At 70.7% G+C, this 11,369-nt stretch carries 11 protein-coding genes; all 11 read right to left on the bottom strand.

All coding sequences use genetic code 11. The annotated features are described in order from the left end of the window. Positions 1 to 110 precede the first annotated feature (110 nt). Positions 111 to 410, bottom strand: a complete 300-nt coding sequence (gene nuoK, locus FRADC12_RS17245) for an NADH-quinone oxidoreductase subunit NuoK (protein ID WP_045877422.1) — start codon at positions 408 to 410, stop codon at positions 111 to 113. Further along, positions 407 to 1,282 (bottom strand): NADH-quinone oxidoreductase subunit J, encoded by an 876-nt coding sequence (locus tag FRADC12_RS17240; protein WP_045877421.1) that lies wholly within the window; start codon positions 1,280 to 1,282, stop codon positions 407 to 409. Before FRADC12_RS17240 ends, nuoK begins: the two co-directional genes overlap by 4 nt. After that, positions 1,282 to 1,839 carry an NADH-quinone oxidoreductase subunit NuoI gene (nuoI, locus tag FRADC12_RS17235; protein WP_045877420.1) on the bottom strand — a complete coding sequence of 186 codons (558 nt, stop codon included), beginning with the start codon at positions 1,837 to 1,839 and terminating at the stop codon, positions 1,282 to 1,284. The genes FRADC12_RS17240 and nuoI overlap by 1 nt, the downstream gene beginning before the upstream one ends. Positions 1,840 to 1,841: 2 nt before the next feature. Then, positions 1,842 to 3,170: an NADH-quinone oxidoreductase subunit NuoH gene (gene nuoH, locus FRADC12_RS17230; RefSeq protein WP_045877419.1), complete on the bottom strand. Its 1,329-nt coding sequence runs from the start codon at positions 3,168 to 3,170 to the stop codon at positions 1,842 to 1,844. Continuing rightward, positions 3,167 to 5,707 carry an NADH-quinone oxidoreductase subunit G gene (locus FRADC12_RS17225; protein WP_045877418.1) on the bottom strand — a complete coding sequence of 847 codons (2,541 nt, stop codon included), beginning with the start codon at positions 5,705 to 5,707 and terminating at the stop codon, positions 3,167 to 3,169. Before FRADC12_RS17225 ends, nuoH begins: the two co-directional genes overlap by 4 nt. A 49-nt stretch (positions 5,708 to 5,756) precedes the next feature. Next, complete coding sequence (gene nuoF, locus FRADC12_RS17220) at positions 5,757 to 7,067, bottom strand: NADH-quinone oxidoreductase subunit NuoF (protein WP_045879755.1); 1,311 nt, start codon at positions 7,065 to 7,067, stop codon at positions 5,757 to 5,759. A gap of 2 nt (positions 7,068 to 7,069) precedes the next feature. Then, entirely contained in the window at positions 7,070 to 7,801 is a 732-nt protein-coding gene (nuoE, locus tag FRADC12_RS17215; RefSeq protein ID WP_045877417.1) for an NADH-quinone oxidoreductase subunit NuoE, read from the bottom strand. Between the two features lie 125 nt (positions 7,802 to 7,926). Continuing rightward, entirely contained in the window at positions 7,927 to 9,285 is a 1,359-nt protein-coding gene (locus FRADC12_RS17210; RefSeq protein ID WP_045877416.1) for an NADH-quinone oxidoreductase subunit D, read from the bottom strand. Beyond that, a complete protein-coding gene (locus FRADC12_RS17205; protein ID WP_045877415.1) occupies positions 9,282 to 9,971 on the bottom strand; it encodes an NADH-quinone oxidoreductase subunit C in 690 nt (229 codons plus the stop codon). The genes FRADC12_RS17210 and FRADC12_RS17205 overlap by 4 nt, the downstream gene beginning before the upstream one ends. After that, on the bottom strand, positions 9,971 to 10,801 hold the full coding sequence (locus FRADC12_RS34420) for an NADH-quinone oxidoreductase subunit NuoB (RefSeq protein WP_045877414.1): 831 nt from the start codon (positions 10,799 to 10,801) through the stop codon (positions 9,971 to 9,973). The genes FRADC12_RS17205 and FRADC12_RS34420 overlap by 1 nt, the downstream gene beginning before the upstream one ends. Further along, entirely contained in the window at positions 10,792 to 11,154 is a 363-nt protein-coding gene (locus FRADC12_RS17195) for an NADH-quinone oxidoreductase subunit A (protein ID WP_045877413.1), read from the bottom strand. Before FRADC12_RS17195 ends, FRADC12_RS34420 begins: the two co-directional genes overlap by 10 nt. Positions 11,155 to 11,369 lie beyond the last annotated feature (215 nt).

Below are 11,369 nucleotides of genomic sequence, written 5' to 3'. Positions count from 1 at the left end.
GTACTGCGTCGGTTCTTCAGGGCAGGAGGGGCCCGAGACCGGGGGCCTGGCCCGCTGGGTGGCCGGCCGCCCGGTACCGCCGAGCCCGGAAGCTCGGCGTGCAACGGGCCTCAGTACTTCAGCAGGTTCACGTCGTCGACGGACGCGGACTTGCGCGTTCGGAAGATCGCCAGAATGATCGCCAGGCCGATCACGACCTCGGCCGCGGCCACCACCATCACGAAGAAGGCGATGACCTGGCCCTCGAGGTTGCCGTTGATCCGGGAGAAGGTCACCAGCGTCAGGTTCACCGCGTTGAGCATCAGCTCGATGCACATGAACACGACGATGGCGTTGCGCCGGACCAGCACGCCGACCGCACCGATCGCGAACAGCAGCCCGGCCAGGATCAGGTAGTTCCCCGGGTTCACAGCCCGCTCCCCTTTCCGGCGCCAACCGGCGCCGACCCGTCCGCGACACCGGGTCCGGTCGCGCCCTCGGGCCCGCCGCCCCCGGTCGCGCCGTTGCCAGGCCCGGTACCGCCAGGTGGTTCCTCACCCGGCGGCAGGCGCGTCGGCGCGGCCGGCGGGCCGCCGACCAGGCCTCGGTCCGTGCCGGGCAGCGCCGGGGCCTGGTCCGCGGAGTCCGCGCGGGCGTACACGCCCGGGCCCGGCACCGGCGTGAGCACACGGCCTTCGGCGATCCGCCGACGCAGCGTCTCCTTCTGCGACGGCTTCGGACCGGTCCGCTCGCGATGGCCGAGGATCATCGCGCCGACCGCGGCGATGACCAGCAGCGCCGAGACGGCCTCGAAGGCGAACACGTACTGCGTGAACAGCAGCCGAGCGATCGCGTGGATGTTGCCGCCACCGGCCTGGTTGACCGAGGCGAGCCCGGCGGCCGGCTGGTTCTTGATCGCCTTCCCGAGCGGGAAGACCAGCAGGCCGGCGAAGCCGAGGCCGAGCACGACGGCCGCGACCCGCTGCCCGCGCAGCGTCTCGACCAGCGACTCGCTGGACTCGACGCCGATCAGCATCAGCACGAACAGGAACAGCACCATGATCGCGCCGGTGTAGACCACGATCTGCACGAAGCCGAGGAACGGTGCGTCCTGCAGCAGGTAGCAGACCGCCACGCAGAACAGGTTGGCGACCAGCATGAGCGCGCCGTGCACGGCCTTCTTGGCGAAGACCATGCCCAGCGCCCCGAGTACCGCGATCGGGGCAATGATCCAGAAGGTCAGCGTCTCGCCGATCCCCACATGGGTGATCGGGGCCGCCGCGGCTAGCAACTGCGGGCCCATCAGTGCTCCGAACCGGACCCGCCGTCGCGCGCCAGTTCCTGGAAGGCGGGCAACGGTGTGTTCGGGTCCCAGCGGTAGTAGTCGGTCTCGCTGTCACCGAGGTACATCGGGTGGGGCGGCGCCGCCATCCCCTCCCGCAGCGGCGCGAGCAGCTGCTCCTTGGTGAAGATCAGGTCGTTGCGGCTGTCGTCGGCGAGCTCGTACTCGTTCCCCATCGTCAGCGCCCTGGTCGGGCAGGCCTCGATACACAGTCCGCACAGAATGCAGCGCAGATAGTTGATCTGGTAGACCTTGCCGTACCGCTCGCCGGGCGAGAATCGCTCCTCGTCGGTGTTGTCGGCGCCCTCGACGTAGATGGCGTCGGCCGGGCAGGCCCAGGCGCACAGCTCACAGCCGACGCACTTCTCCAGCCCGTCCGGGTGCCGGTTGAGCTGGTGACGGCCGTGGAACCGGGGCGCGGTCGGCTTCTTCTGCTCCGGGTAGGACTCCGTCACCGGCTTGCGGAACATGTTGCCGAAGGTGAGACCGAAGCCCTTGAAGAAATCGAAGTAGCCCATGGCTAGCTCTCCTCACGCTGGCGCGGGCCAGCAGGGATGACGGCCGGGTTTCTCGCCGCTCCCGTCTCGATGTCCACGGCGTCGCGCCGCGAGCCGGGCGACGGGGGCCACGGGATGTTCTCCAGGCCCGGCGGGCCTTCCTCGTCGAGGTCGTCGTCATTGGACGAACTCCGCCCGCCGAAGAGGAACTCGGCGACGACGAACAGCCCCAGAATCACGGCCAGACCGATCAGCCAAGGCCGGGCGTCAGAGGTGTTGCTCTCCCGGATGGTGCGCAGCGCGGCGATGAGCAGCACCCAGATCAACCCGGCGGGGATAAGGATCTTCCAGCCGAAGCTCATGAACTGGTCGTAACGCAGCCGGGGCAGCGTGCCGCGCAGCCACACGAAGAAGAACATCACCAACAGAAGTTTGATCATGAACCAGATCAGCGGGACCCAGCCGTGGTCCAGGGACGACAGCCCCGGGATCGGCGGCGGCTGCCAGCCACCGAGGAACAGCGTCGTCATGACCGCGGAGACCGTTACCAGGTTTACGTACTCGGCCAGGTAGAAGAATGCGAACTTGATCGAGCTGTACTCGGTGAGGAAGCCACCGACCAGCTCGCCCTCGGCCTCGGGGAGGTCGAACGGCGTCCGGTTCGTCTCGCCGACCATCGAGATCATGTAGATCACGAAGGACGGGAACAGCGCGATATACCACATGTGCCGCTGGTGCTCGACGATCCCCGAGGTCGACAGCGTCCCGGAGTACATGAACACCGCGACGAAGGCCAGGCCCATCGCGATCTCGTAGGAGATGATCTGCGCGGCGGAGCGCAGCGAGCCGAGCAGCGGGTAGGTCGAGCCGCTCGACCAGCCGGACAGGATCAGCCCGTACACCCCGATGGAGGCAGCGGAGAGCAGGTAGAGCACGCCGACGGGCAGGTCGGCCAGCTGCAGCACCGTGTGGTGGCCGAAGATCGAGACCTCGGGCCCGAACGGGATCACCGCGAACGCGATCAGCGCCGGGATGACGGACACCAGCGGGGCCAGCAGGAACACCGGCTTGTCGGCCAGCGCCGGGATGATGTCCTCCTTCAGCATCAGCTTGATGCCGTCGAGGAGGCTCTGTCCCCAGCCCTTCGGCCCGTGCCGGTTCGGCCCGAGCCGGACCTGCATCCGGGCGACGACCTTGCGCTCGAACACGATCCCGAACAGCGTCATGATCATGAGGAACGCGAAGACCGCGACCCCCTTGATCAGGACCAGCCAGAACGGGTCGGTGCCGAACCGGGTCAGGTCCGGGTCGGCCCCGGTCGAGCCGGCGGCGACCAGGAGGGCGGAGTTCATGCCGCACCTCCCGCCGCGACGGTCTCGCGGGTGGTCGACAACGTGGCCGGCGCGGCCTCGGCGGCGGCGATGGCGACGACGGCGCCCGCCGACACAGCCAGCGACCGGTGCAGGTGCGAGCCCGGCGAGTGGGCCGGCACCCAGACGACCCGGTCGGGCATGTCGATGACCTCCAGCGGGAGCGTGATCGCGCCGCGGTCGGTGCTGACCGTGACGGACCCGCCTTCGGTCGCGCCGATCTCGGCGGCGGTCACCGCGGACAGCAGCGCCCGCGCCGGCCGGGCGGTCCCGGCCAGGTACGGCTCGCCAGCCTGCAGCGCACCGTCGTCGATCAGCTGGTGCCAGCTGGCCAGCAGCGCCGAACCAGCCGGCGGGACAACGGGCGCCGCCGCCGAGACGGCCGGCGCCGGTACCCGGCCGGCCCGCTTCTGGCCATTGCTGGTCTGAGCGTTGGCCCGGCCGAGCGCGGCGAGCTCGCGGGCCGCGGCACCGACATCCGGCACACCCAGATCGACGCCCATGTGCTGCGCGAGCAGGTGCAGCACCCGTAGGTCGGGCAGGGCCGGGGTCTCCAGCGCCCGCTGGAACGGCCGCAGCCGGCCCTCCCAGTCCACGAACGAGCCGGCCTTCTCGGCCACCGGCGCGACGGGCAGCACCACGTCGGCCACCTCGGAGATCGCCGAGCGGCGGATCTCAAGGGAGACCAGGAAGGGCACGGTCGCGAGCGCCTCCAGCGCCGCCGCCGGGTCGGGCAGGTCCTCGACGTCCACCCCGGCGACGACCAGGCCGTCGAGACCAGCGTTCTCCAGGCCGGCGTCGGCCAGGATCTCGGCGGTGCTCCGGCCGGGCCCGCCGGGCAGCTTCGCGCCCCAGGCGGCCTCGACCTCGGCCCGGGCGGCCGCGTCAGCGACCGGACGGCCGCCGGGCAGCAACGAGGGGAACGCACCGGCCGCGAGGGCCCCGCGCTCGCCGGCCCGGCGCGGCACCCAGCCGAGGCCGGCGCCGGTGGCCTCGGCCAGGCGCAGCGCCGCGGTCAGGGTGCCGGGCGACTCGGCGGCCCGCTCGCCGACCAGGATCACCGAGCCGGGCTTGCGCAGCGCCTCGGCGAGGGCGCCGGCCAGTTCCCCGGCCGGGCCCGGCCGCCCGCCGGCGAGGCCGGTGAGCAGGTCGGCCTCGCCGCCCGGCGCGGCCGGCAGCAGCGTGCCGGCGAGCTTGCCGAGCGCCCGGGTCGGCACCGGGCCGACGGCGTAGACAGCCGTGCCATTCTTGCGGACCGCCTTGCGCAGCCGCAGGAAGACGATCGGCGACTCCTCCTCCGGTTCGAAGGCGACCAGCACGACGGTCGGCGCGGCCTCCAGGTCGGCGTAGGTGACGCCGATGCCGGTGCCGGCGACCGCGTTCCCGAGGAACGCCTCCTCCTCGGCCGAGTGCGGCCGGGACCGGAAGTCGATGTCGTTGGTCCGCAGGGCGAGCCGCGCGAACTTCGCGTAGGCGTAGGCATCCTCGCGGGTGAGCCGGCCACCGGCGAGGACCCCGACGCCGTAGCGGTCCCGGGTCTCGGCGAGGCCGCGGGCCGCGTAGGCGAGGGCCTCGCTCCAGCTCGCCTCGACGAGCTGGCCGGTCGCGTCATCCCGGATGAGCGGGCTGGTCAGCCGGTCGGCCTGCCGCGCGTAGGCGAACGCGAACCGGCCCTTGTCACAGCTCCACTCCTCGTTCACCGCGCCGTCGTCGCCGGCGAGCCGGCGCATCACGGTGCCGCGCCGGTGGTCGGTGCGCAGCGAGCAGCCGGAGGCGCAGTGCTCACAGGACGTCGGCGTGGAGACCAGGTCGAACGGGCGGGACCGGAACCGGTAGGCGCTGGAGGTGAGCGCGCCGACCGGGCAGATCTGCACGGTGTTGCCGGAGAAGTAGGACGAGAACGGCTCGTCGGCCGCGACGCCGACCTGCTCGGCCGCGCCCCGCTCGAACAGCTCGATGAACGGGTCGCCGGCGATCTGCTCGGAGAACCGGGTGCAGCGCGCGCACAGCACGCAGCGCTCCCGGTCGAGCAGGATCTCCGAGGAGATGGCCAGCGGCTTCGGGTAGGTCCGCTTCTGCTCCTGGAACCGTGACTCGGATCCCCCGTTGGCCATCGCCTGGTTCTGCAGGGGGCACTCGCCGCCCTTGTCGCAGACCGGGCAGTCCAGCGGGTGGTTGAGGAGCAGGAACTCCATCGTCCCGGCCTGCGCCTTGCTGGCGACCGGCGACGTGAGCTGCGTCTTGACGACCATGTCCGCTGCCACCGTCGTCGTGCAGGAGGCGACCGGCTTGCGCTGGCCCTCCACCTCGACGATGCACTGCCGGCAGGCGCCGACCGGGTCGAGCAGCGGGTGGTCGCAGAACCGCGGGACCTCGATGCCCAGCAGCTCGGCTGCCCGGATGATCAGCGTGCCCTTGGGGACGCTGACGGGCAGGCCGTCGATGGTCAGCGTGACGTGGTCGGGCGGGGGCGCGGGCGCTCCGCCCGGCCCCGCCGGCGCGTCAGTAGCGACAGTCATGTTCAGGCCGCTCCCATGCGTGTTGACGCTCCCAGCTCGGCGGTTGCCATCAGTGCGCTCCCGCCAGCGTGCTCCTCGAGCCCGGCGCGACGCCGTTGCTCGACGAGGCCTGCTCCCGCGGCGTCGCGGCCGCGGCGAACTCGTCCGGGAAGTGCTTGATGCCCGACACGATCGGCGAGACGGCACCGTCGGCGAGCGCGCAGAACGCCCGGCCGAAGATGTTGTCGCACGCGTCGGTCAGGGTGTTGATGTCTCGCGGGTCGCCCTGGCCGCGTTCCATCCGCGACAGGATCTGCACCAGCCAGGTGGTGCCCTCCCGGCACGGGGTGCACTTCCCGCAGGACTCGTGGGCGTAGAACTGGGTGAGCCGCCGGACGACCGGGACCATGTCGACGGTGTCATCCATGATCATGAGGGCCGCCGTGCCGAGCAGCGAGCCGGCCGCCGCCACCCCGTCGAAGTCCAGCGGGACGTCGAGGTGCTCGGCGGTCAGCATCGGCGTCGACGAGCCGCCCGGGGTCCAGGCCTTCAGCGCCCGGCCGCCGCGCACCCCGCCGGCCAGCTCCAGCAGCTCGCGCAGCGTGGTGCCCATCGGGGCCTCGTACTGGCCCGGCCGGGTGACGTGGCCGGACAGGCTGTAGATCTTCGGCCCCGGTGACTTCTCGGTGCCCATCGAGCGGAACCATTCGACGCCGCTTTTGACGATGAACGGCACCGAGGCGATCGTCTCGACGTTGTTGATGACCGTCGGCGAGTTGTAGAGGCCGTGCGTCGCCGGGAACGGCGGGCGCAGCCGAGGCTGGCCGCGCCGGCCCTCCAGCGAGTCGAGCAGCGCCGTCTCCTCGCCGCAGATGTACGCGCCGGCGCCGGAGTGGATCACCAGGTCGAGGTCGAAGCCGCTGCCCAGGATGTCCGTCCCGAGGTAGCCAGCCCGGTAGGCCTCGGCCACGGCGTTGCGCAGCCGGCGGGCGGCGTGCACGAGCTCGCCACGGACGTAGACGAACGCCCGGTTCGCGCGGACGGCGAACGAGGCGACGATGATCCCCTCGATCAGCGAGTGCGGGTCCGTCATCATCAGCGGGGCGTCCTTGCAGGTGCCCGGCTCGCCCTCGTCGGCGTTCACGACCAGGTAGTGCGGCTTGCCGTCGCCCTGCGGGATGAAGCTCCACTTCATGCCGGTCGGGAAGCCGGCGCCGCCCCGGCCGCGCAGGCCGGAGTCCTTGACCATCTTGATGACCGCGTCGGGTCCGAGGTCGAACGCCGCCTGGACCGAGCTGTAGCCGCCGTGCTCCACGTAGGTCTCCAGGGTCCAGATCCCGGGGACCTTCCAGTGCGCGGTGAGAACCGGGGTGACGGGCATCGTCACGCCCCCTTTGTCGTTATGTCGGCAGGAGCGGCCGGAGTCGTCATGTCGGCAGGAGCGGCCGGAGTCGTCGTGTCGGCACCGTCGACCGGCACCGTCCCGGCGATCTCGCCCTGCCAGCCGGTCTGCTCGGCGACCGTCAGCCCGACGACCGACGGCTCCAGGAACCCGGTTCCGGCGACGCCGTCGGGCCGCGGGTCCTCGAACCCGGCGAGCTGGTAGGAGACCTCTTTGAAGGTGCACAGCGGGCCACCCCGGGTGGGCACGGGCCGCTCACCGCGGGTCAGCGCCTCGACGATGCCCTCGGCCGCCTCCGTGTCGACGCCGTCATAGAACTCGTAGTTGACGGTCATGACCGGGGCGTAGTCGCAGGCCGCCAGACACTCGGCGTGCTCCAGCGTGATCGTGCCGTCGGCGGTGGTCTGGTCATGGCCGACGCCGAGCTTCTTCGACAGCCGGTCGTACACGTCCTGGCCGCCCACCAGCGAGCAGGACAGGTTCGTGCAGACGGAGACCAGCCAGTCGCCGACCGGGCGGCGCTTGTACATCGTGTAGAAGCTCGCGACGGCCTGGACCTCGGCCGCCGTGATGCCGAGCTGCTTGGCGCAGAAGTCGATGCCCTCCGCGGTGACGCAGCCCTCCTCGGCCTGGACCAGGTGCAGCAGCGGCAGCAGGGCCGAGCGCTGCCGCCCGAGCGGGTAGCGGGCGATGACCTCCGCGGCAGCGGCCACCGTCGCGGCGCTGAACGGTCCAACTCCGCCCCCCGGACCAGCCGGGGTGGGACTGTTCACGGCATCAGGAACCGTCGGTGCCTCAGACGGCGTCAGCCCGGAACTGGCCTGTGGTGTGACAGCCATCAACGATCAACTCCCCCGAGCACCGGGTCGACCGAGGCGACCGCGACGATCACGTCGCCGACCTGCCCGCCCTCGGTCATCGCGGGAACCGCCTGCAGGTTGACGAAGCTTGGGTCACGCACGTGGACGCGGTAGGGCCTGGTCCCGCCGTCGCTGACGACGTGGACGCCCAACTCGCCGCGCGGGCCCTCGATCGCCGTGTACACCTGGCCGGGCGGCACCCGGAAGCCCTCGGTGACCAGCTTGAAGTGGTGGATCAGGGCCTCCATCGAGGTGCCCATGATCTCCCGGATGTGAGCGAGCGAGTTGCCCATGCCGTCGGAGCCGATGGACAGCTGCGCCGGCCAGGCGATCTTCTTGTCCGCGACCATCACCGGGCCGGGGCCGAGTGCCGACAGCTTGTCCAGGCACTGTTCGACGATCTTCAGGGACTCGGACATCTCCTCCAGCCGCACCAGGTAGCGGGCGAAGGAGTCGGCCTCGGTGGCCGTCGGCACGTCGAACTCGTAGTTCTCGTAGCCGCAGTAGGGCATGGTCTTGCGCAGGTCCCAGGGCAGCCCGGCGGCCCGCAGCAGCGGCCCGGTGACGCCGAGGGCGAGGCAGGAGCCGGCGTCCAGGTAGTTGACGTCGATCATCCGGTTGCGCCAGATCGGCTGGCCCGTCAGCAGCCGGTGGTACTCCTTGATCCGGCCGGGCATGTCCGCCAGGAACCCGCGGATCGCCTTCTCGGCACCGTCCGGCAGGTCCTGGGCGAGGCCACCGGGGCGGACGTAGGCGTGGTTCATCCGCAGGCCGGTGATCATCTCCAGCAGGTCGAGGATCTTCTCGCGCTCACGGAAGCCGACGATCATCGCCGTGGTGGCGCCGAGCTCCATGCCGGAGGTGGCGAGGCCGACCAGGTGCGAGGAGATCCGCTGCAGCTCCATCACCAGCACCCGGATCACGGTCGCCCGCTCGGGGATCTGCTCGGTGATACCAAGCAGCTTCTCCACCGACAGGCAGTAGGCCGTCTCGGTGAACAGCGGCGAGAGGTAGTCCGCCCGGGTCAGGAAGGTGACCGCCTGGGTCCAGGTGCGGTACTCGCAGCTCTTCTCGATGCCGGTGTGCAGGTAGCCGATGACCAGCCGGGTCTGCCGGACCGTCTCACCCTCGATGTCGAGGACGAGGCGCAGCACACCGTGCGTCGACGGGTGCTGCGGCCCCATGTTGACGACGATCGTCTCGGCGGCCTCTTCGCCCGCGCCGAGAACCTGCTCCCAGTCCCCACCGGTGACGGTGTAGACGCGGTTCGCGCCCGACTCGGTGAAGCCGGCCTCGTACGGGCCCGCTCCCGGCGGGATGTGCGTGTCGGCGGTCATGAGTAGCTCCGGCGCTTCTCGGGTGGCGGCACCTGGGCGCCCTTGTAGTCGACCGGGATGCCACCGAGTGGGTAGTCCTTGCGCTGCGGATAGCCGACCCAGTCGTCCGGCATCATGATCCGGGTCAGCCCGTGGTGGCCGTCGTAGACGATGCCGAAGAAGTCGTAGGTCTCCCGCTCGTGCCAGTCGGCGGTCGGCCAGACCGGCGTGAGGCTCGGCATCGCCGGGTCCTCGACCGACACCGACACCTCGACGCGGATCCGGCGCCGGTGGGTCAGCGACAGCAGGTGGGCGACGGAGTGCAGCCGTCGGCCACTCGGGTCGTCCGGGTAGTCGGCACCGGACAGCGACGAGAGCAGCTCGAACCGCAGCGCCGGGTCGTCGCGCAGGGCGCGGGCGACGTCGAGCAGCCGCTCGCGACGGACGTGCAGCGTCAGCTCGCCGCGGTCGACGACCACCAGCTCGATGGCCTCGTCCAACCCGGCGAAGGCCCGCTCCAGCGCGTCGTAGATCGCGTCGGCGTTCTCGTCGCCGAACGGGCGCTCACTGGAGGAGAGCACCCGCGCCGGGGCGACCAGCCCGCCGAAGCCGGAGGTGTCTCCGGTCCCCTTCGCGCCGAAGGCGTCGTGTCGGGACGCCGCGCGGCCGCCCCGGCCAGCTCCGCCGCCCTGTTCCAGGTCACTCATCAGCCCAGGTCCTTGGTCGTCGGTCCGGTGCCGCGGCCGTGGATGTTGTCCGTCGGCTCGGCGTCGAACAGCTCCGGGTCGAACGCCTCCTCGTTGGGCTGGCCGACGACCGGGAGCATCTTGCGGCGACCGAACACCGAGGGCGGCGCTACGGCGGCGGGCCTGCGGTCGTTCAGCACAGCCTCGACGGCGCCGCGGCCAGCGGGCAGCGGGGCATTGGCCGGCATCCGGAACCGCTTGCGGTCGTTGACCGACAGCGTCCGGGTGTCGAGGCTGCCCTCGGGCAGCGCGGACTGGGCGGTGGCGACCTCGATCGGCTTCGGGTACGGCGAGTTGCCGATCTCGGTGCGGTCCAGCTTGCCGTTGACCGGCCCGGTCTGGATCTTCCGGTGGAGTTTCATGATCGCGTCCATCAGCATCTCGGGCCGCGGCGGGCAGCCGGGGAGATACATGTCGACCGGGACGATGTGGTCGACACCCTGGACGATCGCGTAGTTGTTGAACATGCCGCCGGAGCTGGCGCAGACACCCATCGAGAGCACCCACTTGGGCTCGGGCATCTGGTCGTAGATCTGGCGCAGCACCGGGGCCATCTTCTGGCTGACCCGGCCGGCCACGATCATCAGGTCGGCCTGACGGGGGCTCGCCCGGAAGACCTCCATGCCGAACCGGGCGAGGTCATAGCGCGCGGCACCGGTGCCCATCATCTCGATGGCGCAGCACGCCAGGCCGAACGTCACCGGCCACAGCGACGACTTGCGGCCCATTCCGGCGAGCTTCTCGACACTGGCGAGAAGCACCCCGCTGGGCAGCTTCTCCTCTAGTCCCATTCCAGGCCTCCCCGCCGCCAGACGTAGGCATAGGCGACGAACACCGTAGCCACGAACAGCACCATCTCGACGAGGCCGAACACGCCCAGCCCGCCGAAGGCGACCGCCCACGGGTACAGAAAGATGATCTCGATGTCGAAGACGATGAAGAGCATCGCGATGAGATAGAACTTCACCGGGAAACGGCGGGGCCCGGCGGGCTCCGGCTCCGGCTCGATGCCGCACTCATAGGCGTCGAGCTTTGCCCGGTTGAACCGCTTCGGCCCGACCAGCATGCTGATCACGATCGACCCGCCCGCGAACGCTGTGGCGATCGCGATCAGGACGAGGATCGGCACGTAGTTGGAGAGCATGCCGAGCTCCTCTCTCCAGAGAAATTTTGGCCGGCGCTGCGCCGGTTCGGTTCTGTTCCCTTATACGCCGCCCAGGCCGGGCGGTCCTACTCGGTCCAGGTTCTCGCTCGCCTGGGCGCGCATGGCCGCACAATTGCGCACCGGCACTTTCCCGTGGCCTTCGGCGCGCAATAGGGGTAGTACGGACGGACCTTTTGACCCACGTTGTTCGGGTG

The organism is Pseudofrankia sp. DC12 (genome assembly GCF_000966285.1).
Lineage (GTDB): Bacteria > Actinomycetota > Actinomycetes > Frankiales > Frankiaceae > Pseudofrankia.
The sequence above is the reverse complement of the archived record's forward strand: the minus strand, read 5'-3'. Positions and strand labels throughout refer to the sequence as shown.